This window comes from Stenotrophomonas sp. CASM114, assembly GCF_049384325.1.
Lineage (GTDB): Bacteria > Pseudomonadota > Gammaproteobacteria > Xanthomonadales > Xanthomonadaceae > Stenotrophomonas > Stenotrophomonas muris.
Map to the genome: position 1 here is coordinate 113,349 of NZ_JBMRGJ010000005.1, position 23,924 is coordinate 137,272.

Genomic DNA, 23,924 nt, shown 5'->3' on the forward strand with positions numbered 1-23,924 from the left:
GTCAGGTGAACGAATGAACCGGTGCATTCCTCTGACCCAACAGGGAATTGCTTCATTCAAGGACGTAATCGTTGCAGGTGCACAAGCGCTGACGTTGGCGCCGGGCAATTTGAATGTGCCAGACACCCGCGCTAGGCTTTGGATGCCCAAGGAGGGCGACCAACGGAGTCATGGCATGAAGATTGGATTCAAGCTTTCTGTTGCTGTTGCGGCCTGTGCGTTGACCTTTGGAATCAGCAGCGCCACGGCGAAAGCCCCTGGCCCATGTTCCGTCTGCGAGGTCCAATACGTTGCGTGCGAGGCGTCAGGTACAAACTTGAGTATCTGTACCCGCAACTATATGCAATGCCTGCGTCTGAACGGCTGCATTATCCCGTAGCAGGGCGCGGCGGGGACGTGTGGGGACCTTGAGATACCCTGCAGCCTTGCCACCGTCCAGACAAAAGCCTCGGTCCTGCCGGGGCTTTTTCGTTTCCGGAAACGCCATGGCGCGCAGCGTGCCGCGGGCGAAGCTGAGACAGTGCCTATGTGTCCTGACGTAGGCAGGCATATGTGGAGGGAGCGGCATTCAGCCCCGACGCCCACCTGTTGGCTTGTTGTGGCACAACGGGTAACTCGAGCACGACCGGAAAGCCCCATGTGGCCCATTCCGGTCCACGAATACGCCCACCTTGCACACCGGGCAGCGCTCATCGTGGATGGCCGCGCCTGAAATCGCGGTTACTTCCACTGCCCCGTCCTTCACCAGCTCATCCAGGAATGGCGAGTGCTTGCCCTGCAGGGTGAACATCGCGACCGACCGTCGCGCACGCGTCAGCGCGACATAGAACAGGCGCCGTTCTTCGCTCAGCGGATAGGTATCGCCGTCCGGCATTGCCAGCGAAAGCACCGGGTCATCCGCGCGCAGGCTCGGGAAGCTGCGGTTGATCATGCCCGGCAGGATCACGTAGTCCGCCTCGCGCCCCTTCGATCGATGTGCGGTAAGGAACTCGACGTCCATCGTGCTGCCGAAGGCCGTCTTCCAATCCGAAGGCATCGCACCGCGATCCGCGCGATACCGCCCCAGAACAAAGACCGTCACGCGCCCGGTGCGGCCCTGCGGCACTGCACCTGACAACAGTTGCTGGTGCAGCTTCGCAAGGTACTGGCGAACGCCATCCTGCACCTCCTCACGCCGGTTCACCTGGAACGCCTGCAGCACCGGGCCCATGGTCGGCGCAGCAGAGCGAACTTCCTTGGCGATCTGCGCGGGGTTGCGGCTGATGAAGCGGCTGGACACATCACACAGTGCCTGTGGGCAGCGGAACGTCTGCTCCAGTTTCAGCACCTGGCCATGGCCCATCCATTCGCGGAATCCAGTCATCACCGCAACGTCGGCGCCAGCGAAGCGATTGATCGATTGCCAGTCATCGCCCACCGCAAACAGATGGCGGCCCGGTTGGCTGACCAGCGCACGGCAGAGGCGCGCGCGGGCGCGCGATGCGTCCTGGAATTCGTCGGCCATCACCAGTTCGTAGGGCGATTCATAGTGGCCCTGTTCCAGCAGCCCGGCCGCCATGTTGAGCATGTCCTCGAAATCGATGCTGCGCTCGTCAGCCAGTGCGTTGTCCCAGGCCCGGAAAACCGGCCCGGCGATCTCCAGGAAGCGCCGGTAGCGTTCCTTGAACTGATCCTCGGGCATCTGCCGCAGGCGCGCCGCCATATCGTCCAGTGTCAGGCAGTTGCTCTTGGCATGGGCAATGAAGGTGCGCATCAGGCCAATCAGGTCTGCGTCCGGCATCGGCTTGGCGCCTTGATCAGGCAGCTCGCGGTCCGGGTTCGGGTCGAGCTCGACATCAGACGCGCCAAGCCGCTCGGCAAGATGCTGCAGGGCCTGTCCACTGCGCAGGCCAAACGACGTCGTCTCGACCAGAGCGGTGCCGCGCGCCACATGCTGCTGGCGCTTCCAGTGCATCCCTTCGCTGTAGTTGGCAAAGTGCTTCGGCGGCTGGCCATCGGCATCCAGCGCAAAGTGCTCGTGATACAGCTGGGCGTCCGGATAGTAGAAGTCCGGGCGATACTGGCGATGGGTGTCTGTCGCGGTATCGAATTCGTAGCGCCGCTCGTAGTCGTACGCCACGCCGTTGTAGAACAGCCAATCGGCGATGACGCACTCCTCCAGGCTCTTCACCCGCTCACCCTTCAGGGTGCGGATGTAGGGCGTGCCATCGCGGTCGTAACCATCGGCCATCATGTCGGCACCGAACGGCGGCAGGTCGCGCCCGAACACCAGGCGGAACATGTCCCACTGGGTGCGGAAATGGGTCGAGTGGTCCTTCAGGTCGTCCACCAGTTCGGCCAGCTTGTTGAAGCCCAGCGTCGCGTCGACCGCCCATTCCGGGATATCCGGCTTGCGCCCTGTGGCTTTGGCGATGATGGACAGGCCCAGGGCGTGGAAAGTCCGGGCTTCCACCACGGTGTCGCCCATGCCGAGCCGGTCGAAGCATCGCTGCGCGCGCTCCTCCAGCTCCTGGGCGGCGTCCTTGTTGAAGGCGAGCATCACGATCCGTTCGGGTTCGACAAAGCCGCGGTCGATGGCATACGCGGCCTTGGCGACCATTGTGGAGGTTTTCCCAGAGCCGGCCGCGGCCACGACCTGTACCCGGTTGTCGAAGCAGATGACGGCGTGGGCTTGTTCCTCGGTCAGGGGCTTGCTCTCGATCCGGTCCAGGAAGTCCTTGGCCAGCACCCGCTCGCGCTCTGCCATGGTCGCGTTGGCCTCGGCCCAGACGGCGGGCCAATCCAGCTGCCAGTCGTGCAGGGCGTCCAGCGCCATGCGGTGGCCGGGCGCGTGCAGGTCGTCGTGCACCTCCTCGTCGAGGAACAGCTGCTCCAGCTCGGCGGGCGGCAGGGGCAGGGCGGGGCGGTCGGCCAGCAACGCCTGCTGCTGTTCGTGGGTGATCCAGCGGCGGCCGGTGGTGCCTCGGTCGGTAAGCGCGTCTGCTTCGGCCAGCCACGCCTGGATCTCCGCCAGAGCGCGCTCAAACAGTGCTTTGCGCCCCCGCCTGGAGCGCGCGAAAAGCATATGCTGCACGGCAGCCGCAAGCCGGGAGCCCTGGCTGTTGGGCAGCCCATCCACGGACAGTGCTTCACCGTGCTCGGTCGTCAGTTCGACCCGGGACCAGAGCACGCCGCGAACGACCCGCACGCTGTGTTCGTTCGCCACATGCTGGTGGTATTGCCTGCCGTCGATCAAAAGCGCGAGCTGTTCGCCATCCAGCTGCAACTGCCAGTCCGGCGAGCGGGTCACACGCTGGCCCCAGCCCGAGGGGCGCCATTCCATAGACATCCAGATACTGCCTTGCGTACGTCACCGGGCGTAAAGTGCCCTTGCCGCCCCATGATAAGGCCGCTTGGCATGGCACGCTGGGTTTCCGGTCACTCGCGCACGCGCGCCAGCGATGGCATTGCACCCTCGCCGGCGCGGCAGGCGTCAGGCGTTCACATCCACGACAATGCGGCCACGCACCTTGCCGGGGATGATCTGCTCATAGACATCCAGCACCTCGGCGAGGCCGATCTGCTGCACGGTGCTTTCCAGCTTCTGCGGGTCCAGGTCGGTCGCGAGCCGATCCCAGGCGCGCTGGCGAACCTCTTGTGGGGCATTCACCGAATCCACGCCCGCAAGGGTCACATTGCGCAGGATGAAGGGCAGCACCGAGCCGTGCAGTGCATCGCTCTGGGCCAGGCCACAGGCGGCCACGGCACCGCGGTACTTCGTTTCGGCGATGGCATTGACCAGCGTTGGGCCGCCGGCCACATCCACCACGCCGGCCCATCGCTCGGCACTCACCGGCCGCTCGCGCGGCTCCGAGAGCTGCGCACGATCGATGATCTCGGCCGCACCCAGGTTGTGCAGATACTCGGCGTGCTCCGGCCGCCCGGTGGCGGCCACCACGCGATAACCCAGCTTTGAAAGGATCGCCACCGCAATCGAGCCGACGCCGCCGTTGGCACCGGTAACCAGCACATCGCCCTGTGCAGGCGTCACCCCTGCATGCTCCAGGGCCAGCACGCACAGCATCGCGGTATAGCCAGCGGTGCCGATGGCCATGGCGTCGCGGGTGCTCAGGTTGCCGGGAATCCGGTTGAGCCATTCGCCGCGTACGCGGGCGCGCTGTGCCAGGCCGCCGTGGTGGCCCATGCTCAGGTCCCAGCCATTGAGCACAACGCGGTCGCCTGGCTTGAAGTCGGGCGTGCTGGATTCCAGCACCACGCCTGCCAGATCGATGCCGGGAATGAGCGGGAACGTCCGGATGACCGGACTCTTGCCGGTGAGGGCAAGCGCATCCTTGTAGTTGAGCGTGGAGTACTCGACCTGTACCAGGACGTCGCCGTCCACCAGGTCGGCTTCATTGAAATCGACCAGTTCCGTGGATACGCCGTCGTTCGTCTTGCGGGTCAGCAGTGCCTTGAAACTCATGGTGGGGGCTCACGTTCAGTGGATGGCCCCATGCTAGGCTCGCACCGTTATCGCAACAAGAACGACGATTTCCCGTAGGTACTATGGTTTTCCGGAGTATGCATGCGTAGCAAGCGTTGGGATGGCAAGAGCGGTTGCGCGGTGGAAGTCACGCTGTCGGTGATCGGCGGCGTGTGGAAGCCGATCATTTTGTTTCACCTGATGACCGGCAAGCGGCGTTTCATGGAATTGACGCGACGGGTGCCCAATGCCACCCAGTCCATGCTCACCAGCCAGCTGCGTGAACTGGAAGCCGATGGCGTGGTGATCCGCCACGTGTACCCGGAAGTGCCGCCGAAAGTGGAATACGAGCTGTCCGAGTTCGGGCGCACGCTGGTACCGGTGCTGCTGGCCATGCGCGAGTGGGGTGAAACCTATCGTGGCTATCAGAGCACCCAAGGCGATAGCTGAAGGCTGAGCGGCGTTGCGCTTGCCGCATGCGGGTTTCGCGAACGCCCACAGCCAGCGGCGGGTCTTTGGCACCGGCAGCGCGCATGTCGTATACGGCTGGACAGGGCGTCCGGAAAGTACGCGTCGATAGGAGTCGCCTGCTGGCGAAGAACGCCAGTCAATGGACAACTCGAAATCCACTGACGCAACCAACGTAGCGACGTGATCGATCAGGATTTCCCTGCTTTCCACCGCCGGTTCAGGGCGGTAACCATGGCCGCGCCAAGGCATTCGCCGTGGCCGGGATTGGCGTCCCGAACTTACGTAGTACAAGGCGTCGTAGTTGCAACGTATGTTGCGATCACGACAATGCACCTTCTGTCAGTTCATGGCGGATGGTGCGTGGGGGTCTTAGGGCCCGTCGGCTTTCGTACTACGTATCCGGCACGCCAACCCGCACCGTCCGCCACCTTGCATCTGCAGGTGGCCACATCGTGAGGTTGCCGTCATGCCCGAACGTCTTCCCGACCATCCCCGCCTGCACGCGCTGCTGGGTGCCGCTGTACTTGATCTTCCCGCTGCCTTGGCCGAAACGCTGGAGGACGCGCTCCGCGAATCAGCCGAGTTCGTCACCCCATCGGCATTCTTTGCACACCTGAAAGGCCACGGCAGGAACCTGCGCGCTGATGGCGAGGCCTGGAGTGAAATGTGCCTGAGCCCCGGCCGCGCCTTCGACATGGCCCTGGCGACCCGCAGCGTTTCGGGCATCACGGCGTTGACCGCGGTGCTGCATGCCGCGCATGTGGCACGGGAGAACGACGATCCTGCCTGCTGTCCCTCCGCCGCCGTGGTCGAAGGTCTGTTCAACGCCTGCCAGGCGCTGTCGCTGCAGGTGGAACGCTGCCTGGTGCCGTGAAGGGCTGCGACGCGGTTCCTGTTCCGTTGACGCCCGGTTCCCTATAGTGGCGCTGGAACCCTGCAATGGAATGCCCATGCACGTGATGTCCCCCGGCCGTTGCCTGACGCTTGCACTCGCCGTCGCAACGAGTGCCAGCGCGTGTGCACGGCCGCCGTCCACCGAACACGAAAGGAATCCCGCCATGTCCGGCGCACCCCAGACCGGCCGCACGATCAACGGCCACACCTATACCGATGCGCCCGTGGACGTGAAGCTCGGGCCGAACACTTTCCGCATTCCGGCCAACTACCTGGACAGCCAGATCGCACCGTGGCCCGGCGAGGGCGTGACGCTGGTCATCGAGTGGCCGGACATGAAGCCGACGCCGCCGGGTGCCCGGGCCAATCCGCGTACGAATGATTTCCGGAAGGAGATTGCTGTTCGTATCAACTACATCGATCGCATTCCAATTGAGACTTCGCTTTCAAGGCTTTCCTCAAATGAAGCCATCACGGAGGAGGGTTCTGTGGAAAGGGAGGATCCCAGGGACCGTCTCGATCAACGCGTTGCACAGCCGGAGACCTTGGGCCTGACGCCCTATGCAATCGATGAAGCGAAGATGGTGTTGTACGCGAAGAAGTACGAGGCCCGGTATGGGAAGCCGCCTGTCCGCAATCCGGCATTCGAGCGCGACTGGTATGTTGCACGGGACGGTGCTGGGGGACTGACAAGCTTCATCAAGTGCGATAGCGCAACGTTCCTGGGGGACGGAGTGCGCCTGACGCAGGACGAGGTCATTGATCTGGACGATCCTGTGGCTGCCGGATGCGTTCACTACTTTGTCGATATCTCTGACAGCCTATCCATCTCCCTGCATTACAAGAGAGCTTTCTTGAAAGACTGGAAACGCATGGAAGATGCTGTTCGCGATGTTCTTGCTGCAGCACGGACGCGCTAAACGACGAGGCTCAAGGAGAAAGCAATGAGCGGCCTGACCCAGAAGGACATCAGAATCCTCATCGATTATGCAGATGCCGGTAATCGTGAGCTGTACTGGAACTACCTGTCGCAACTGCCGGGTTCGGACGGCTACGGTACGCTGGCGCTAGGTGTGGTACGTAATGACAGTTTGCCTGGGCGCGTGGCCAATGCCTACGCGCAAAGCCATGCCAGATCTCAGAATGACGAAGGTTCGCGCTTTCCAAATGCCGAGCTGAGCGAGCGCCAGTGGGAAGCATTCGGGCGGACACTGCTGCGGGAAGATCTGGAGCTTCGACAGGCGTGGATGGGAAACGGACGTGCGGATCTCGCGCTGAATCTGCCCGGCGCTGACGTCATGCTGGCTCATGACCGCGCTTTCGAGCAGCACAGACTGGACCCCAATTGCTGGACTCCTCGAGTGCTCCTGCAAGCCGCCTCGGACAAGAGCGGCCCCGCGAAGCTGGAGCAGATCTGGACCAACATGCTCAACAACGACTACGCCGGCGGCCCGCGCGTAGGCAACACCAGTGTCGATGCCATCAGCCAGATGGGATGGACGAAGGGCGGGCAATACCTGACCCGGTTGAGCGTGCTGGAAGCCACCCAGGCACTGGAAGGGCGCTCGGCGGTCGATCCGAACGTCATCGGTGGCAACAGCTACTACGCGATGTACTTCGAAGCGGACAGGAAGTGGGCCAGTGTCAGCGCGGGTGGCGGCCATATGTCGATGCGGGAGATCACTGACCCCGCCCGTATCGCCGAACTCAACGACGCGCGCGAGGTTCGTCTGGAACGGCAGGAAAAGCGAACCCAGTTCCACCCGGACGACCCGTACCGGACCATCACCCGCAGTCCGCTTACCGCAGCCGTGGACGACGTGCGGGATCCCGCGCAGGCCCCGACCCGTCTGGCCGACATTGGTCCTGGCCACCGTGAGTACGCCTTGATGCAGCAGGTGCGCGAAGGCGTGGCCGCGATCGATGCCAGCGCGGGACGTACCCATGATGAGAACAGCGAGCGCCTGGTGGCGAGCGTGATGGCCTTGGCGCGTCACAACCAGCTTGAACGTGCCGACCATGTCCTGCTGAGCGCGCAGACCGCCGATCATCCGGCCGGCCGCAACGTGTTCGTGGTGCAGGGCGAGTTGAATGATCCGGCGCATCTGCGGGCCTCCATGCCCACGGACCGGGCGGTGCAGACGCCGGTCGAGCAGTCACTGCAGGCCCTGCAGGCAGTGGGTGCGGAACGTGAACAGGCACACGCGCAGCGCCAGCAGCAGGAGGTCGATGCGCGGGCGCGCGACACCCCGGCCATGCGGATGGCCTGACCGGCCCCCCGGGTGAGCCGGTCACGGGCTCGGGTCTAAAGTGGTTTTCGCCTAGGCCTTTAAGCCTTGGGGCGCGGACCCTTCGTTCGCCTCCGCAGTTTTACCTATAATCGATTGGGAACTCTGCAATGGAATGCCCATGCACGTGATGTCCCCCGGCCGTTGCCTGACGCTTGCACTTGCCGTCGCGGTGAGTGCCGGCGCGTGTGCGCGGCCGCCGTCCACCGAACACGAAAGGAATCCCGCCATGTCCGGCGCAACGCAGACCGGCCGCACGATCAACGGCCACACCTATACCGATGCGCCCGTGGACGTGAAGCTCGGGCCGAACACTTTCCGCATTCCGGCCAACTACCTGGACAGCCAGATCGCACCGTGGCCCGGCGAGGGCGTGACGCTGGTCATCGAGTGGCCGGACATGAAGCCGACGCCGCCGGGTGCCCGGGCGAATCCGCGTACGAATGATTTCCGGAAGGAAATTGCTGTGGCGATCGACTACATCGATCGTGCGCCAATCGAAACATCATTGGAGCGATTGTCCTCCAACCAGGCATCCGCCGAGGAAGGATCGGTGGAGCGAGGGGATCCTCGGGATCGACTCGATCTGCGTATTGCGCGGCCCGACGTCATGGGACTGACGCCTTACGCCATTGATGAAACGAGGATGGGGATTTTCTCGAAGGAGTACGAGGCACGCTATGGAAAACCGCCCACCCGTAATCCTGCCTATGAAGATGACTGGTACATCGCGCGCGCTCCCAACGGCAGCCTGACCACATTCATCAAATGCGAAAGCACGGCGTTTCGGGGGGATGGCGTTCGCCTGCAGGGCGATCAGGTCATCAGTGAGCAAGGGCAAGCCGCTGCGGGGTGCTTCCACTATTTCTCGGATGTGGAGAACAAGCTTTCCATCTCGCTGAACTACAAGCGGGCCTTCCTGGCGGACTGGAAGCGGATGGAAGATGCGGTGCGGGATCTTCTCGCGCGCTCCCGCGTCCGGCAGTGAGTGCATTCAGGAGCAGGCGATGGGCGGATTGACGCAAGAGAATCTCAGGATTCTGGCCAGCTATGCCAAGGCCGGAAACCGTGAGTTGTACTGGAACTATCTGTCGCAGCTGCCAGATGCGGATGGCTATGGCACGCTTGCGCTGGGTGTTGTTCGCAACGACAGCCTGCCAGGCCGCGTTGCAAACAGCTACGCACAGGATTACGCCCGAGATCAGGAAGGCAAGGGCTCCGGCTTTCCCGATGCGCAGCTGAGCGAGCGGCAATGGGAGATGTTTGGGCAGACGCTTCTGCGCCAGGACCTGGAGCGACGCCTGTTCTGGATGGAGCAGGGGCGTCCCGAATTTGCACTGAATCTTCCCGGCAAGGATGTAATGCTGGCACACGACCGGGCATTCGAACGGCATGAACTCGATCCCAACTGCTGGACGCCGCGCGTGTTGCTGCAGGCGGCTGAGCAGAAGAGCGGCCCCGAGAAGCTGGAACAGATCTGGACCAACATGCTCAACAACGACTACGCCGGCGGCCCGCGCGTAGGCAACACCAGTGTCGATGCCATCAGCCAGATGGGATGGACGAAAGGCGGCCAGTACTTGACCCGGTTGAGCGTGCTGGAAGCTACCCAGGCATTGGAAGGACGCTCGGCGGTCGATCCGAACGTCATCGGTGGCAACAGCTACTACGCGATGTACTTCGAAGCGGACAGGAAATGGGCCAGTGTCAGCGCGGGTGGTGGCCACATGTCGATGCGTGAGATCACCGATCCGGCCCGCATCGCTGAACTCAACGACGCGCGGGACGTTCGTCTGGAACGGCAGGAAAAACGTACCCAGTTCCACCCGGACGACCCGTACCGGACCATCACCCGCAGCCCGCTGACCGCAGCCGTGGACGACGTGCCGGATCCCGCGCAGGTAGCGACCCGTCTGGCCGACATTGGACCCGGCCACCGTGAGTACGCATTGATGCAGCAGGTGCGCGAAGGCGTGGCCGCGATCGATGCCGGCGCCGGGCGTACCCACGACGAGAACAGCGAGCGCCTGGTGGCGAGCGTGATGGCCTTGGCGCGCCACAACCAGTTCGAACGCGCCGACCATGTGCTGCTGAGCGCGCAGACTGCCGATCACCCGGCCGGCCGCAACGTGTTCGTGGTGCAGGGCGAGTTGAATGATCCGGCGCATCTGCGGGCCTCCATGCCCACGGACCGGGCGGTGCAGACGCCGGTCGAGCAGTCACTGCAGGCCCTGCAGGCAGTCGGTGCGGATCGTGAACAGGCACACGCGCAGCGCCAGCAGGAGGTCGATGCGCAGGCGCGCGACATCCCGGCGATACGGATGGGCTAGGGTCCCGGCCTGTCGCAGCTTCGCCTCACGCGGTCTTTGCAACTCGGTGCGCGGGCATTGCTAAGTTCGCTTGGCGACCGACGCGTACCAGCCGGGTAGATGTCCGCCTGGGTGAATGCCATTTCACCGCTGCGGTAGCCGCCCACTTTGGTGGGCATTCTGGCCCTGGCGCGCGGTGACGCAGCCGTGCCCACCAAGGTGGGCACCCACCAAGGCGATGTGGATTGGCATCCAGTACCGGGGCGCTACCTCGCCGGGGCGTCTGCCGTCTGCGCGGCCACCATGGCCTGCTGCATCTCCTTCAGCGACAGATAGCCATCACCATCGGTGTCCAGGCCCGCAAAGTACTTCGCAATCTCCGGCACCAACGTGGCTTCATCCTTGCTGATCCTGCCATCCTTGTTCGTGTCCATGGCACTGAACGCGGCGTCGATCGAATCGGCCTGCTTGCTGAAGCGCCCCTGCTGGAATCTGGTGTATTCGGCCTTGTCGACGCGCCCATCCTTGTTGGTGTCCATCGCTGTGAACGTGGAATCGATGTAGGCCTGCTTCGGGTCAGCCGGCGCGGCCTGGGAGGCCAGCGGAGCGGCGCACAATGCGATCAACAGAGCGGTCTTCTTCATGGGTCGTATGTCCTTGAGATGTGCAGGTCAGCGGCAGGGATAGGTGTAGCCGTCGGCGCCGCGATAGGTATCGTTGCGGCGGTCATAATTGCCGTAGCGGCGAATGCAGTAGTCGGCGCGTTCGCGGGTCTCGCGTTCGCGCTTGGCGGCTGCGGCAATCACACCGGCCACGACGGCTGCGCCCACCACGCCCACCACCACACCGGTGGTCTTGGCATCGTGGCGGCGCTCACGTTCCCGGTCACGCTCACGCTCACGCTCACGCTCGCGTTCACGACGCTCCCATGCATCACGATCGCGGTCACGGTAGTCCTGGTCCCACTGCGGGTTGTAGCGGTTACCGCGTTGCGCATGGGCGTCGCCGGAGTAGGGCAACAGCAGCATCAGTTGTGCAGCCGCTGCCAGCAGCAGTGCGGTTCCTCCTGGTTTCAGAGACATCGTCCAGCTCCTGTGCGGACATTGTTGGTAGCTCCAGTAGAGCCCGCAGACATTGCGCGAACCTGCCGTCACTGCAGGTAAGGTCACTGGCTATCGAACCAGTGCTTCGACCGGGTCCAGCTGCGCGGCGCGGCGTGCTGGCAGGAAGCCGAAGCCAATACCGATCAGGCTGGAACAGGCGAAGGCGGCCAGGATCGAATTGGCGGAGAACACCAGGCTGAAACCCACGTTGGCCAGCGCCAACCCTGCCCCCAATGCCAGGGCCACGCCGATGCCGAGCACGCCACCGAGCAGGCAGACCAGGACCGATTCGATCAGGAACTGTTGCAGGATGTCGCTGCGCCGCGCGCCCACCGCCATGCGCACGCCGATCTCGCGTGTTCGCTCGGTCACCGACACCAGCATGATGTTCATCACTCCGATTCCGCCCACTACCAGCGCGATGGCGGCGATGGAGCTGATCATCATGGTCAGGATGCCGGTGGTCTGTTCGATGGACTGGCGGATCTGCGCGTTGTTGCTCATGTAGAAATCGGTGCTGCCATGGCGGCGTGCCAGCAATCGTCCGATGGCGCGCTCGGCCGCCTCCATGCTGATGGCATCGGAGACACGCACGGTGATGCTGGAAACGTGGCTCTGCCCGAGCATGCGCGCCATGGTGGTGGTGTAGGGCAGCCACACCCGCAGCAGCGAGGTATCGCCGACCGCGCCGGCGTCCTTCTTCACCACGCCCACCACGCGCACCGGCACGTTGCCCAGCAGCAGGGTCTGGCCGATGGGATTGTCCACCGCAGCGAAGAAGCGGGCGCGGGTATTGGCATCGATCACCACTACCTGCTGGTAGCCGGCCACGGCGGCCGGGCCGAAGAAGGCACCTTCGCCCAGCTTCAGGCCATGCACGCGGAAGTACTGCTCGCTGACGCCCTGCACCTGCACGCTGGCCGAGCGGTTGCCGCGCAGCGCGGTGCCGGTGGTGGCCACGCCGGGTGTAGCGCTGTCCACGAACGGCTGCCCGGCCAGGGCCACGCTGTCGCCGGGGGTGAGCGTTTCCACCCGCGCCGAGTGCAGGTCGCCGAAGCCGGACCCGGGATAGATCTCGATGGTGTTGGTGCCCAGCGAGGAAATGTTGGACAGGATGGCCTGGCGCGCGCCGGTACCCAGCGCGACCACGGAGACGACCGACGCAATGCCGATGATGATGCCGAGCATGGTCAGGAAGGTGCGCATGCGGTGCGCGTTCATTGCGCGCAGGGAAATGCGTAACGCCTCCGTAAAGCGGTCACGCACCGCCTGCCAGCCGCTGCCACCGCCGCGCTGCGGCGGGGCCGCCGCTGACCCATCCGCGGCAGAGACCTTGCCCGTGGCGCGATCATCGACAATCCGGCCATCGCGGATCTCGATGATGCGATGAGCATGTTCGGCCATGGCCATGTCGTGCGTCACCAGCACCACGGTGTGGCCCTCGGCATGCAGCTCGCCCAGGATCTTCATCACCTCCCTGCCGGAGTGGGTGTCCAGTGCACCCGTCGGCTCATCGGCGAAGATCACCGCGCCGCCGTTCATCAGTGCGCGCGCAATCGAAACACGCTGCTGCTGGCCACCTGACAGCTCGCCAGGCAGATGCTGCATACGTTCGCTCAGGCCCAGCCGCGCCAACAGCTCGGCCGCGCGGGCGCGGCGAGTGGCCCCCGCCATGCCGGCATAGATCGCTGGCACTTCTACATTGCCCAATGCGGTCAGGTCGGTCAGCAGGTGATAGCGCTGGAAGATGAAGCCGAAGTGCTCGCGGCGTAGTTCGGCCAGTTCATCGGGCGACATCTGAGCGGTTTCGCGTCCGGCGATCTGGTATGCACCGGCGGAAGGGCGATCGAGGCAGCCGAGGATGTTCATCAACGTGGACTTGCCCGAGCCGGACTGGCCCACGATGGCCACCAGTTCGCCTGCGTGGATGTCCAGGTCCACGCCATCGAGCACGACCAGGGTCTGTTCGCCGGCCGCGAACTCGCGGCGGATGCCGCGTACGCGCAGCAAAGGGGCGGTGGTGGATGTGCTCATTTCGACGGCGCGTGTGCGGTAGCGGCTTCGTCCCGGGCCTGCGCCAGCACCACCTGTTCGCCCTCTTTCAGGCCGCTGCGTACCTCCACCTGGATCTGGTCGTCCAGCCCGATGGTGATGCGGCGCGCATGGGCGTGCCCGTCCGCGCCACGCACCTGTACGCTGTAGCTGCCATCGGCCGCGCGTGCACCGAGCGCAGCGGAGGGCAGCGTCAGTACGTTGTCGGCGCGACCCAGCACGATGCGCACCTGCGCGGTCATGTAGCTGCGCAGGCGGCCATCGGCGTTGGCGACGTCGAACTGCCCGTTGTAGTACATGGCGGTGCGGCTGCCACCGCCGGTCGCGGGTGAAGCAAGGGCGGAGGCGTCTTCCTGGGTGATCGATTCCGGAGCCGGGGCGATGTCGCGCAGCGTGCTCCTGTAGCGACGTCCCGCGTCGCCAAGAATGGTGAAGTACGCTTCCTGACCAACGGACGTGTGCACAACATCCGCCTCGGAGATTTCCGCGTAGACCGTCATCACGTCCTGGTTGCCCAGCATCACGATGGTCGGTGCGCTCTGTACCGCGTTCACGGTCTGCCCCTGGCGCGCCACCACGGCCAGCACGGTGCCGTCGGTGGGGGCGGTGATACGGGTGTACTCGAGGTTGGTCTGTGCGATATCCACGTCGGTCTGCCGCTGCACGATCTCACCCTCCAGCGCGGCGATCTGTTCCCGGGTGGCATCGACCTTGGCCTTGGCCGCATCGACGTCGGCGCGTGCCACCAACTGCGAGGTCACCAGCTGCTGCTGTCGATGCAATGTCAGCTCGAACTGGCGCAGGTCGGTGGCCAGCGCATCGCGGTTGGCGCGCGCGGTGCGCTGTGCTGCCTGCGCACTCAGCAATGCGTTGCGCTGGGTGCGCGAATCGATATCGGCAATCGGATCGCCGGCCTTCACCTTGTCGCCCAGCTTCACATGCAGGGCCTCGATGCGGCCGGATACCTGCGCGCCCACGCTCACCAGCCGCGAGGGCTTCAGTGTTCCGGTGGCTTCAACGACCTGTTCAATGTTGCCCCGGGTTACCGGTGCCACCTGCAGCTTCGGTGGTGGTACGGGCCGGAGCCAAGCGAAGAGTGCCAACGTTGTGCAGAGGAGTGCGGCAGCAATGATCAGCACACGGCGGCGGCTGCGCGGTGTGGCGCTCATCGGCGCGGCATCCGGAAGAGACAGGGCATCGTGGATCCTCGAGACTGTTGGAATGCACGCCTGGGGCGACAGGTGTGGATGGTGGTCGAGTCTCGATGCGCTGGATTGCGCGAACCTTGCGATGGTGCAGGCGTGTCAGTGGGCAATGCCCTGCGTGAGCAGTGCCATCGCGATGAACTGGATCATGCTACCGAGCGCCAACAGCACGTGGCGGAGGCGTTGCGCCGGCGTGGGCAAGGTCGAAAGGTGGCACAATGCGCCGACCAGCAGCACGGCGCAGACCGCAATCGGCAGCGTTGCGGTGGCGGCGATGATCGCGATGATCATCAACGTGGCAGCAAGCATCACGGTGGCTGCATGCGTATCCAGGGCCCGCAGCAGCGGGGGAGCCGGGCGCAGTGCAGCCCCTCGCCACACGACCAGCATGTGCAGTGCGGCATGCACGGCGACGAACACCAGCACGGCAGTGGCCGTTGCATGCGCGTGCCGATACGCGGAAGCCACCAGCGCAAGGCCTGGGAGCAGCAGGAACAGTGCGGCGAACAGGCGGATCAGTACGCCGGCCCGCTCGCGTTCGGGAATCATCCGCAGCCAGTGCCAGTGTTCCAACCCACGCGCGCGGCCTGCATGCGCGCGGCAGTTCCATGCTGCGGCGGTCAGGCTGGGCGTATTCCGAGGCGGCGGGGCAGGGGTGGAAGAGGGCGGTGGAGGAGCTCCCTGTGTCACATGCAGGCTTCCTGTCAGTTCCGGACGCAGCACCTGCTGTGCCGCTCACCTGGATGCTGGGCAGCGAACATTGCCGCAACCTTGCGCATCAACCGCAGTCCTGGCGCGCGGACAGCCAGTAGTCATCCGCGCATAGTCATCCACGTGGAAGCGATGCGCTCAGTACTCCGGCGCCAATGCGCTGGTGACGCCTGGATGCACGGGGAACTCGATGCGGATCAGGGCGCCGCCACCGGGCGCATCCAGAATCGTGACGTGGCCACCGTGGCGGTCGATCACCTGCCGCACCAGGTTCAAGCCCAATCCGGCGCCTGTCTGCCGGGGGCGCAGGCGTTGGAAGGGTTCGAATACGCGTTCGCGCTGGTCGACCGGAATGCCAGGTCCATCGTCTTCCACCTCAAGGCAGCTGCCCTGTACGCGCACGATGATATGGCGTCCACCGTGCTCGGCGGCATTCAATACCAGGTTGGAGAGCACCCGTTCGATGGCACCGGACTCGCCCAGCACCGGGAAGTTCGGTTCCACTGCCACGGCGACCGTCTTGTCGGACTGGATCAGCAGGGGGGCCAGATCGGCGACGACCCGCTTGGCCACGCGGGCCAGGTTGAGGGAGTCCTTCGGTCCATCGGCTTCCATGCGGTGCAGGTCCAGGAGCTGCTCGGCAAGCGTTGCCAGCCGAGCGACTTCCACCGCCAGGCTGCGTGAGGTGGAATCGTCGGTGGCATCGATCTTCACCCGCAGGATGGCGATCGGTGTACGCAGCTCATGGGCGGCGGCGGCGATGAAGCGGCGCTGCCGTTCGTGCCCTTCGTCCAGTCGGTCCAGCGCTTCGTTCACCGCGGTCACGAGGGGGGCGATCTCTACCGGTACGGCGGTCTCTGTCAGACGGATGCCGCGACGGCTGGCAGAGATGTTGCGGGCTTCCTGCGCGATGCGCTCCACGCCAGCCAGGGCGCGGCGCACGATGATCGGGGTCAGGATGATGGTGGCCAGGCCCAGCAGCAGGAAGATCGGCAGGGTGATGATGTGTGCGGCCAGCGCCATCTGCCAGGTCAGCGAATCGGTTTCGCCATGGGCCATGATGGTCAGCTTGCCGGCCGGACCGCTGTGCTGGCGTATCACCACGGCCAGGCCGTCGTTGCGGCCGCGTCCGCGCAGGTCGCCATAGGGAATGCCGTCGAGGGCGCCGACCAGCGAGGCGTAGGCGGGCGGAACGTGGCCGAATGTCACATGTTGGCCCTGCTCATCCTCGGCGATGAACCACGCGCCGGGGACGATCTTCAGCAGCTCGTCCAGCGCCGGCGTGCGTTGCACATACAGCTCGCCCTTGCTGTCCCGACGAACGGCCTCTGCCGCCACCGGGGCGAAGGTCTGGATGGTGTAGTAGCCGCCGCTGTCGACACGCACCAGCACCATCAGCAATGCGAAGAAGGCCACCAGCAGTGCGAGCAGCTGGTAGATCAGGGTTTTGACGATCAGCGGGCGCTTCAGTGAGGGACGAAGCGCCATTACTTCGTTTCCCGCATCAGATAGCCGACACCGCGGATGGCATGGATTTCCACCCCCGCATCCGCGTCGGCCAGCTTGCGCCGCAGGCGTGAGACATGCGAGTCCAGCGTGTTGGAATGGATGCCGTCGTCGAAGCCGTACACCGCCATCTCGATGGATTCGCGAAGCACGGTGCGGCCCAGCCGGCGGGCGAGGGCCGCCAGCACGCGGATCTCGCGGCGCGGAAGCTCCAGTCGCTGTCCGCCCACGCTGGCTTCGCCCGAGGTGGGGTCGAACAGCAGCCGGCCGATGCTCACCGGCTCCACCTGCATGCCGCTCGGCCGGCGCCCGGCCGCGCGGATCCGCGCGAACAGTTCTTCCAGCGCGAAGGGCTTGGCCAGGTAGTCGTCGGCGCCCTCATCCAGGCCGGCGATGCGGTCCGGCAACTGTCCCAGTGCGCTGAGCACGATGATCGGCACCCCCGGATTGCGCCCGCGCAGCACGGGAATGAGCCCCAGCCCGTCACCATCGGGCAGGGTGCGGTCCAGCAGCACCAGGTCGTGTGATCCGGAAAGTGCTGCTTGGCGGGCCAGTGCCAGGGTGCTGGCCAGGTCCACGACGTAGCGCTCCCGCTGCAGGGCAGACTTCAGGGTGGCAGCCAGTTCGGCTTCGTCTTCGATCAGCAGGATGTGCATCGGCAGGCGTCAGGCGGGAAGGAGGCATAAGGCGGGCGGCAAGCGCCGGCACCGTATTACAGGAACATTGCGTGAACATGGCGTTCCTTCGGGGCCTGCCGGTGACGCCGCAACACCCGCTGCGGCGCGGGCCGCCCGGCGCAAGGTTCGCGCAATCCGCGCACTCCAGCCTTGGCGCCCGTTCGCTGATCCCCAACCCCTGGAGTGCCCATGAAGTTGTTCGTCCCGCTGTTGCTGGTTGCCGCCTTGAGTGGCTGCACCACTGCCAGAATGACCGTCACCCCCGATGGCCGCCGTGGTGTTTCCATCGACTGCAGCGGTTCCAGTTCCTGGAGTGGCTGCTACGAAAAGGCCGGGCAGATGTGCCCAGGCGGCTATGTGGTCTTCAGCAAGGATGGCGATGAAGGAAATGCCATCGCGGTGGGCAACAGGAACGGCTTCACCTCTACCCAGGTGGCCACCCGCTCGATGCTGGTGTCCTGCTCGCACTGACCTGGGCAGGGGAGGTGGGTTGCCACCTCCCCCTCGATATCCAATACAACGATGCCCCTCGAAAGGGGCATTGTTGGGGGTTACGGCGCTGTCTTCGCTTGTCGCGGATCGGCAATGATGCGCGAGGGCGATCCATACAGCACCAGGACCCGCATGCCGGTGGTGAACACCGGATCGGGGCCCTGCACAACCGTCATCAGGTTGCCGTTCTCCGTCTGCACAACATATTCCAGGCCCTTGGCCTGCGAGAGTGCGCGTTCGGAGGCTGCACCGGCAATAGCTCCGACCACGAGGCCGCCAATGGCACCGATGGCCGCCCCCTGGTCGCTGCCACCGATGGTGGAGCCGGCCACACCGCCAGCCGCAGCGCCGGCAACGGCACCACCGCCCTGTGAACCGTCAATACTGACCGCGCGGACGCTGATGACCGTACCGCCGACAGTTCGATTGACCTGTCCCACTGAACCGATGGAATAACTGTCCGTACGCACATTTGGCGCGCAGGCCGTCAGCATCGCAGCAACGGATGCAGCCACCAGCAGGCGCTTCATGGCGCTTCCTGCTTGTTCGGGAACATCGGCTTGGTAATGTCCACGGTTTCCAGCGCCTGCAGGAACTGGGCGATGTTGTTCTGTGCTGAGCGGCTGATCGACTCGCGGGCACGGATTACCCCTGCGAAGGCATAGTTGAACGGAACTTCGCCGGATGCGCTGACATCCTGGGTGTAGACGATGCTGCCGGTTGCACGATCGATCAGCTCGTAGCGGGCGATCGTCTTGGTGGTCATCGATGCACCGAAGCTGGGAATGTCGATCGCCAGAATCTTCACCGACAGGCTCAACTTCACCGGTGCATCGTCGCGGAACACCGCCATCTTATTGAGCGCTTCGGTCAGCGCGTTCTGCCACATCTGCGGCACTTCGTGCTGGGCCTGCGCGGGAATCTTGCCCTTGGCTTCATCCGGACGTGCCAGCGTGACCGTCAGCGACTTCAGTTCGCCATCAATCTTCTTGCTGCTGACCCCGACGTTCGGGACCGAGAAATTGAGTGGCGGATTGGTGGTACAACCCGCCAGCGACACGGCGATGATCGCCGCGAACAGGAACTTCTTCATCCATTTTCCCCTGTGACTACGTTGAAACATCCATGGTGAATCGTATGTTCGTCGGCAACGTCGATGCTGCACCGCAGCGGTCGCATGAAGACGTGGCTGACTGCGCGCAAGGATACCTGAATTGGGGTGGTCTACCGTCCGGGCAGGCGGCACGCTGGCACGAGATGCCGGCGACGCAGGTGGCTCCGCTCAGAAGCTGTAAGCCGCCTGCACATACACCCGCCGCGGCTCGCCCGGGAAATGCCCGTTGCGCTCGATGAAGCCGCTGGCCGCGTACACCTTGCCGAACAGGTTCTTGACGTTGGCCTGGAACTGCCACTGCTTCCACGTGGTCTTCCAGCTCATGTCGAATACCGTGTATGCCTTGACCGCCTGCCCATCCAGGCTGACACGCTCGCCCACATGGTCGGCGCCGAAGCCGATGGCCGAGTTGATCGACGGCAGGTCGTAGCGCGTCCACAGGCCGAGCTTGTTGCGTGGCGCATTGGCGAAGCGGTCGCCGGAGGCATTGGTGATGCCGTTCGGTCCGGCATCCTTCACCCGTGCGTCGTTGTAGGCGTAGGTCAGGTTCACCACCCAGCGCTCGGTCACGTCGGCCAGCAGGTCCAGTTCCATGCCCGTGCTGCGTACCAGGCCCAGTGCAGCGAGTTGGTTCACCCCGCCGATCACCTCGCCGGTGGCCTGCACGATGTTGCTGCGGTCGATGCGGTAGGCCGCCATGTTCAGGGTCACACGGTCGGCCAGCAGGGACTTCAGACCGACTTCCCATTGCCTGCTGCGCTCCGCGTCGAACGGTCCGCCGGCCGCCGGGTTCTGGTTGGTGGCACTCTGCGGCACGAAGCCGCTGGCGATGTTGGCATACAGGTTCACGCCGTCCCGGACGGTAAAGGTACTGCCCAGGCGCCAGCTGAGATCGTTGCCATCCACGCTGCCGCCACCCATGCGGTCCTGATCCTTGAACCCATCCCAGCGCAGCCCGGCCAGCACATGCCAGCGCGTGCCCAGTGCCAGCTCATCCTGCAGGTAGCCGCCGTAGCGCTTGCTGCGGGTGGCGGTGCTGCGCCACGGCAGGGCAGCCAGGTTGTAGTCATGCCAGGTGCTCGCGCCATAGACCGGGTTGAACAGGTCGATGCCGCGCACCGGGCCGGCGCCGCGTGCCAGGTCGGCGCTGTTGGCGGTCTGCGCGGTGAAGTCGGCGTCGAGCTGGTACACGTCGGCGCCGAACAGCACCTTGTGTTCGATACGGCCGGTGTTGATCCGCCATACGGCATTGCCGCTGGCGGTGAAGGCAGTGTTGTCACGGATCTGGTTGCGCAGCTGGCGCGTCATCCACTCGGCCACGCCGTCGCGGTCACGATCAATCAGCCCCATCGGCTCGTGGTACATCTGGTGCTCGTTGTTGCTGAACCAGCGCGCAGCAAGGTCCACGTCCAGGTTGTCGCGCGGTGCGAAGCGATACTGCGCCAGTGCGACCTTGGCGCGCATGTCGAGGAAGTCACTGGCCTCGTTGTGGTTCCAGCGGCGGTCGGTCAGGAAGCTGCCGGCATCGTTCACCGGCACGCCGCGCAGGCGGTTGCCGCCCAGGTTCTGGGTGATGTCGGTGAACTGCAGCACCAGTTCGCCGGTCTGGCCGACATCGAAGGCCAGCGAGGCATCGCCGATCACGCTTTCGCTGTCGGCATTCCAGCGCACGCCCTGCTCGCTGTCGGCATACAGGCCGGCGCGATAGCGAATGCTGCCGCTGGCATTCAAGGGGCCGGTGCCTTCGATCGATCCGGCGCGGAAGTCCTTGTCGCCTGCCTGCAGCTCGATGCGGCGTTCGGCGCGCGCCTTGGGCTTGCGCGTTACATAGTTGATGACACCGCCCGCATCACCACCGCCGTACAGCGCACCGGCCGGACCTTTCAGTACTTCCACGCGTTCGATATTGAACAGTTGCGGCACCGAGAAGCCCGCATAGGGATCACCACGCAGGCCGTCGTAGAGAACGTTCTCCTGGCGGAACCCGCGCAGGGTGACGCCGGCATAGCTGAAGAAGCTGATGCCGCTGATGCTGCGGTACAGATCGGTGACCTGGCGCGCGGCCTGGTCGTCGATCAGCTCGCGCGGCACGACCTGGATCGACTGCGGCACCAGTTCCAACGGGGTATCGGTGCGGGTGCCGACGGCCGCATCGTTGGCACGGTACAGGGTCTGCGCGCGGCCGCGGACTTCGACCTTGTCCAGGTCCTTCGGGGTGTCAGCGGAGGCCTCGGTGGCCAGTGCAGGCGTAGCCAGGGAAAGGGGCAGCGCCAGGCAGAGGGCGTGCTTGAGCGGGGTTGGAAGCGGCATGAGGGGGTCGGGGCGGGCTGCAAATGAGAAAGATTAGCATTTGCAACGCTTCGTGACCTATCCCCCGAGTGCGCTATGGACGCAGGCCCGGGTCGGTATATGGGGTGCCGGCCAAGGCCACCAGCACGCCGGTGCCACCGCGCACGATCAGCTGCAGCATCGCTTGGCGCGGATCCTCGCCCCTCTGCTGGCTGGCCAGTCCACTCTCATAGGCGGCCACCATCGACGCCAGCAGCATGGCTGCGCCCAGGCGTGCCTCCGCGTCCTGCGCGGGCCGACCGGCCGCGTCGGCCATCAGCTGGGCCAGGTCGTCGGCCAGCTGTGCCTGCAGCCGTCGCGCGTGCGCCACCAGCACCGGACTGTCGGCCACGGTTGCCCAGAAGGCCGCTGCACCGGAGTTGATCCGTAACAGCGGATGGCCGCTGTCCAGCAGCTCCCGCACCAGCGATTGGAAGGCGGCCAGCGGGGCCATGCCACGGCGCGCCGCCATGCCTTCGCGAAGCAGGGTCCGGGCCTCCTCATCGCGGTCGAACACCAGGTCTTCCTTGCTGGCGAAATAATTGAAGACCGTCTTGCGCGAGACCCCCGCCGCATTGGCAATCTCGGACATGGACACGGCTTCGAAGCCGCGGCGGATGATCAGTTCGGTGGCGACGTCCGAAATGGTCTGTCGGGTCTCGGTCTTGCGCTGCTCGCGGCGGCCCCGGGGCGGGATCATGGGCGGTTCACTTGTGGAAACGTACACCGAGTGTAACATTGGCGTCGCCAGAGCGCCGGCCCGGCGCTCACAGGGAAATCCCATGTTGTACGACGTCGTCATCGCCGGGGCCGGCCCGGTCGGCCTGTTCCTGTCGTGCGAGCTGGCCCAGGCCGGCTGTTCGGTCCTGTTGCTGGAGCAGGCAGCGTCGCCCGAGACGCCCTTGAAACGCCTGCCCTTTGGCTTGCGCGGCTTGAATGCGCCCACCCTGGAGGCCCTGGATCGACGTGGCCTGCTGGATGCGGTTGCCGCCAGTCAGGTGCTGAAGCCGGACAACGGCGCACCGCCGCCCGGCACCGCCCATTGGCTGGCGCAACCGCGGCCACTGGGCGGCCACTTCGCCGGCATTCCTTTTGCGCTGGACAACGTGGACAGTGCGCGCTGGCGCCATCGCCTGCCGACGCCGGTGCCCACCCAGATGGCGGTCGAGCTGCAGTCGCTGGAGGCGGTGCTGGCCGAGCGTGCGGTGTCGCTGGGTGTACAGATCGAGCGTGGCTGCACGGTGCAGGCGGTGCACGCACGCGAAGCACAGATGGTGGTCCAGACCGGTCGCGGGCTGATGCGGGGCCGCTGGCTGGTCGGTTGCGATGGCGCCCGCAGCACGGTACGCAAGCAATCGGGGTTCGTGTTCGCAGGGACGGCGCCGGAGTTCACCGGGCACACGCTGCAGGTCGAACTGGCAGACCCGTCGGTGCTCGTCCCGGGGCGTCAGTTCACCGAACACGGCATGTGCAATTTCAATCCGCCGGGCATGCTGGCGCTGGCCGATTTCGACGGTGGCGCCGGCCATCGCACGCCGCTGGACCGGCACACCGCCCAGGCGCTGCTGCGGCGTGTCTCCGGGCGAGAGGCAACGATCACGGCGTTGCATCTGGCCACCACATGGACCGATGCCGCGCGCCAAGCCACGGCCTATCGCAGCGGCCGCGTGCTGTTGGCCGGTGATGCCGCGCACATGCATTCGCCGTTGGGCGGGCAGGGGCTGAACCTCGGCATCGGCGATGCGATGAACCTGGGGTGGAAGCTGGCCGCGGTGGTGCGAGGTGATGTGGCAGAGTCGCTGTTGGACAGCTATCAGGCTGAGCGCCATCCGATCGGCGCCCAGGTGCTCGACTGGTCACGTGCGCAGGTGGCGTTGATGCGGCCAGGCCCCGGGTCGCGCGCGCTGGCGGCGGTCATCGCCGACCTGGCCGCGACCCGCGACGGTGCCACCTATCTCGCCGAGCGGCTGTGGGGTATAGCACCGCCACCGGTGCTCGACGGCAGCCATCCGCGGGTTGGCCGAAGCGCACCGGACGTCCAACTGGCTGATGACCGTCGGATGGGAGAGCTGCTGCGTGCAGGGCAGGGCGTGCTGCTGGGGCTCGATACCGGCGATTCGCTCGGTCCGATCATTGAGCGCTGGCAGCGGTCGGTCACCTGCGTGATGTCCACGGCGCGCGACACGCTGGGACTGGGCGCCGTGCTGGTCCGCCCCGACGGTATCGTCGCCTGGGCCTGCGATGCTGGCGGTGACACGTCGGGGCTGGAGCCTTCGCTGGAACGCTGGTTCGGTTCGCTGCGGTGACCGCCC

Annotated in this window: 21 protein-coding genes; 8 read left to right on the top strand and 13 right to left on the bottom strand. The window is 65.1% G+C overall.

Features of this window, described 5'->3' with window-relative positions:
- Positions 1-568: 568 nt before the first annotated feature.
- Together VG566_RS07645 and VG566_RS07650 are read right to left on the bottom strand one after the other, a co-directional pair.
- Positions 569-3,322: a UvrD-helicase domain-containing protein gene (locus VG566_RS07645; protein WP_241884542.1), complete on the bottom strand. Its 2,754-nt coding sequence runs from the start codon at positions 3,320-3,322 to the stop codon at positions 569-571.
- 150 nt (positions 3,323-3,472) lie between these two features.
- Complete coding sequence (locus VG566_RS07650) at positions 3,473-4,462, bottom strand: MDR family oxidoreductase (protein ID WP_032957399.1); 990 nt, start codon at positions 4,460-4,462, stop codon at positions 3,473-3,475.
- Positions 4,463-4,564: 102 nt separating this feature from the next.
- Here VG566_RS07650 and VG566_RS07655 point away from each other — a divergent pair, with 102 nt between their 5' ends.
- The 6 genes from VG566_RS07655 to VG566_RS07680 all read left to right on the top strand — a co-directional run bounded on the left by VG566_RS07655 (position 4,565) and on the right by VG566_RS07680 (position 10,445).
- Entirely contained in the window at positions 4,565-4,912 is a 348-nt protein-coding gene (locus tag VG566_RS07655) for a winged helix-turn-helix transcriptional regulator (RefSeq protein ID WP_014037677.1), read from the top strand.
- Positions 4,913-5,399: 487 nt separating this feature from the next.
- Positions 5,400-5,807, top strand: coding sequence for a hypothetical protein (locus VG566_RS07660; RefSeq protein WP_014647606.1), 408 nt, complete (start codon positions 5,400-5,402; stop codon positions 5,805-5,807).
- Positions 5,808-5,883: 76 nt separating this feature from the next.
- The gene (locus VG566_RS07665) at positions 5,884-6,747 is read left to right on the top strand and encodes a hypothetical protein (RefSeq protein ID WP_041863587.1); all 864 of its coding nucleotides are present in this window, start codon (positions 5,884-5,886) and stop codon (positions 6,745-6,747) included.
- A gap of 24 nt (positions 6,748-6,771) precedes the next feature.
- Positions 6,772-8,097 carry an XVIPCD domain-containing protein gene (locus VG566_RS07670; RefSeq protein WP_164166942.1) on the top strand — a complete coding sequence of 442 codons (1,326 nt, stop codon included), beginning with the start codon at positions 6,772-6,774 and terminating at the stop codon, positions 8,095-8,097.
- A gap of 139 nt (positions 8,098-8,236) precedes the next feature.
- Positions 8,237-9,103, top strand: a complete 867-nt coding sequence (locus VG566_RS07675) for a hypothetical protein (protein ID WP_053451569.1) — start codon at positions 8,237-8,239, stop codon at positions 9,101-9,103.
- 19 nt (positions 9,104-9,122) lie between these two features.
- A complete protein-coding gene (locus VG566_RS07680) occupies positions 9,123-10,445 on the top strand; it encodes an XVIPCD domain-containing protein (protein WP_241884540.1) in 1,323 nt (440 codons plus the stop codon).
- A gap of 245 nt (positions 10,446-10,690) precedes the next feature.
- On the opposite strand, the gene VG566_RS07685 is transcribed toward VG566_RS07680, so the two are convergent.
- The 7 genes from VG566_RS07685 to VG566_RS07715 form a co-directional block, all read right to left on the bottom strand.
- Positions 10,691-11,068, bottom strand: a complete 378-nt coding sequence (locus VG566_RS07685; protein ID WP_014647601.1) for an EF-hand domain-containing protein — start codon at positions 11,066-11,068, stop codon at positions 10,691-10,693.
- Between the two features lie 27 nt (positions 11,069-11,095).
- Positions 11,096-11,506 carry a hypothetical protein gene (locus VG566_RS07690; protein WP_262217559.1) on the bottom strand — a complete coding sequence of 137 codons (411 nt, stop codon included), beginning with the start codon at positions 11,504-11,506 and terminating at the stop codon, positions 11,096-11,098.
- A 90-nt stretch (positions 11,507-11,596) separates the two neighbouring features.
- Entirely contained in the window at positions 11,597-13,561 is a 1,965-nt protein-coding gene (locus tag VG566_RS07695; RefSeq protein ID WP_241884538.1) for a MacB family efflux pump subunit, read from the bottom strand.
- Positions 13,558-14,748: an efflux RND transporter periplasmic adaptor subunit gene (locus VG566_RS07700; RefSeq protein WP_046431376.1), complete on the bottom strand. Its 1,191-nt coding sequence runs from the start codon at positions 14,746-14,748 to the stop codon at positions 13,558-13,560. Before VG566_RS07700 ends, VG566_RS07695 begins: the two co-directional genes overlap by 4 nt.
- Before the next feature lie 135 nt (positions 14,749-14,883).
- Positions 14,884-15,333, bottom strand: a complete 450-nt coding sequence (locus VG566_RS07705) for a hypothetical protein (RefSeq protein WP_080354615.1) — start codon at positions 15,331-15,333, stop codon at positions 14,884-14,886.
- Between the two features lie 300 nt (positions 15,334-15,633).
- Positions 15,634-16,983: a sensor histidine kinase gene (locus VG566_RS07710; protein WP_197556815.1), complete on the bottom strand. Its 1,350-nt coding sequence runs from the start codon at positions 16,981-16,983 to the stop codon at positions 15,634-15,636.
- Complete coding sequence (locus tag VG566_RS07715; RefSeq protein ID WP_014647595.1) at positions 16,983-17,657, bottom strand: response regulator transcription factor; 675 nt, start codon at positions 17,655-17,657, stop codon at positions 16,983-16,985. The genes VG566_RS07710 and VG566_RS07715 overlap by 1 nt, the downstream gene beginning before the upstream one ends.
- Before the next feature lie 210 nt (positions 17,658-17,867).
- Between VG566_RS07715 and VG566_RS07720 the strand changes: the two genes are divergently transcribed.
- On the top strand, positions 17,868-18,149 hold the full coding sequence (locus tag VG566_RS07720) for a hypothetical protein (protein WP_241884537.1): 282 nt from the start codon (positions 17,868-17,870) through the stop codon (positions 18,147-18,149).
- 80 nt (positions 18,150-18,229) lie between these two features.
- On the opposite strand, the gene VG566_RS07725 is transcribed toward VG566_RS07720, so the two are convergent.
- The 4 genes from VG566_RS07725 to VG566_RS07740 all read right to left on the bottom strand — a co-directional run bounded on the left by VG566_RS07725 (position 18,230) and on the right by VG566_RS07740 (position 22,312).
- Entirely contained in the window at positions 18,230-18,700 is a 471-nt protein-coding gene (locus VG566_RS07725) for a membrane protein (RefSeq protein WP_032957414.1), read from the bottom strand.
- The gene (locus VG566_RS07730) at positions 18,697-19,263 is read right to left on the bottom strand and encodes a UDP-N-acetylglucosamine acyltransferase (protein WP_032957416.1); all 567 of its coding nucleotides are present in this window, start codon (positions 19,261-19,263) and stop codon (positions 18,697-18,699) included. The genes VG566_RS07725 and VG566_RS07730 overlap by 4 nt, the downstream gene beginning before the upstream one ends.
- 189 nt (positions 19,264-19,452) lie before the next feature.
- The gene (locus VG566_RS07735) at positions 19,453-21,594 is read right to left on the bottom strand and encodes a TonB-dependent siderophore receptor (protein WP_423172621.1); all 2,142 of its coding nucleotides are present in this window, start codon (positions 21,592-21,594) and stop codon (positions 19,453-19,455) included.
- Positions 21,595-21,667: 73 nt separating this feature from the next.
- Positions 21,668-22,312: a TetR/AcrR family transcriptional regulator gene (locus VG566_RS07740; protein ID WP_046431363.1), complete on the bottom strand. Its 645-nt coding sequence runs from the start codon at positions 22,310-22,312 to the stop codon at positions 21,668-21,670.
- An 82-nt stretch (positions 22,313-22,394) separates the two neighbouring features.
- Between VG566_RS07740 and VG566_RS07745 the strand changes: the two genes are divergently transcribed.
- Positions 22,395-23,918: an FAD-dependent monooxygenase gene (locus tag VG566_RS07745; protein WP_134966688.1), complete on the top strand. Its 1,524-nt coding sequence runs from the start codon at positions 22,395-22,397 to the stop codon at positions 23,916-23,918.
- The last annotated feature ends 6 nt before the right edge of the window (positions 23,919-23,924 follow it).

Coding starts and splice junctions, on each gene's coding strand:
- VG566_RS07645 (WP_241884542.1), bottom strand. CDS start 3,322: ATGGAATGGCGCCCCTCGGGCTGGGGCCAGCGTGTGACCCGCTCGCCG.
- VG566_RS07650 (WP_032957399.1), bottom strand. CDS start 4,462: ATGAGTTTCAAGGCACTGCTGACCCGCAAGACGAACGACGGCGTATCC.
- VG566_RS07655 (WP_014037677.1), top strand. CDS start 4,565: ATGCGTAGCAAGCGTTGGGATGGCAAGAGCGGTTGCGCGGTGGAAGTC.
- VG566_RS07660 (WP_014647606.1), top strand. CDS start 5,400: ATGCCCGAACGTCTTCCCGACCATCCCCGCCTGCACGCGCTGCTGGGT.
- VG566_RS07665 (WP_041863587.1), top strand. CDS start 5,884: ATGCACGTGATGTCCCCCGGCCGTTGCCTGACGCTTGCACTCGCCGTC.
- VG566_RS07670 (WP_164166942.1), top strand. CDS start 6,772: ATGAGCGGCCTGACCCAGAAGGACATCAGAATCCTCATCGATTATGCA.
- VG566_RS07675 (WP_053451569.1), top strand. CDS start 8,237: ATGCACGTGATGTCCCCCGGCCGTTGCCTGACGCTTGCACTTGCCGTC.
- VG566_RS07680 (WP_241884540.1), top strand. CDS start 9,123: ATGGGCGGATTGACGCAAGAGAATCTCAGGATTCTGGCCAGCTATGCC.
- VG566_RS07685 (WP_014647601.1), bottom strand. CDS start 11,068: ATGAAGAAGACCGCTCTGTTGATCGCATTGTGCGCCGCTCCGCTGGCC.
- VG566_RS07690 (WP_262217559.1), bottom strand. CDS start 11,506: ATGTCTCTGAAACCAGGAGGAACCGCACTGCTGCTGGCAGCGGCTGCA.
- VG566_RS07695 (WP_241884538.1), bottom strand. CDS start 13,561: ATGAGCACATCCACCACCGCCCCTTTGCTGCGCGTACGCGGCATCCGC.
- VG566_RS07700 (WP_046431376.1), bottom strand. CDS start 14,748: ATGAGCGCCACACCGCGCAGCCGCCGCCGTGTGCTGATCATTGCTGCC.
- VG566_RS07705 (WP_080354615.1), bottom strand. CDS start 15,333: ATGATTCCCGAACGCGAGCGGGCCGGCGTACTGATCCGCCTGTTCGCC.
- VG566_RS07710 (WP_197556815.1), bottom strand. CDS start 16,983: ATGGCGCTTCGTCCCTCACTGAAGCGCCCGCTGATCGTCAAAACCCTG.
- VG566_RS07715 (WP_014647595.1), bottom strand. CDS start 17,657: ATGCACATCCTGCTGATCGAAGACGAAGCCGAACTGGCTGCCACCCTG.
- VG566_RS07720 (WP_241884537.1), top strand. CDS start 17,868: ATGAAGTTGTTCGTCCCGCTGTTGCTGGTTGCCGCCTTGAGTGGCTGC.
- VG566_RS07725 (WP_032957414.1), bottom strand. CDS start 18,700: ATGAAGCGCCTGCTGGTGGCTGCATCCGTTGCTGCGATGCTGACGGCC.
- VG566_RS07730 (WP_032957416.1), bottom strand. CDS start 19,263: ATGAAGAAGTTCCTGTTCGCGGCGATCATCGCCGTGTCGCTGGCGGGT.
- VG566_RS07735 (WP_423172621.1), bottom strand. CDS start 21,594: ATGCCGCTTCCAACCCCGCTCAAGCACGCCCTCTGCCTGGCGCTGCCC.
- VG566_RS07740 (WP_046431363.1), bottom strand. CDS start 22,312: ATGATCCCGCCCCGGGGCCGCCGCGAGCAGCGCAAGACCGAGACCCGA.
- VG566_RS07745 (WP_134966688.1), top strand. CDS start 22,395: ATGTTGTACGACGTCGTCATCGCCGGGGCCGGCCCGGTCGGCCTGTTC.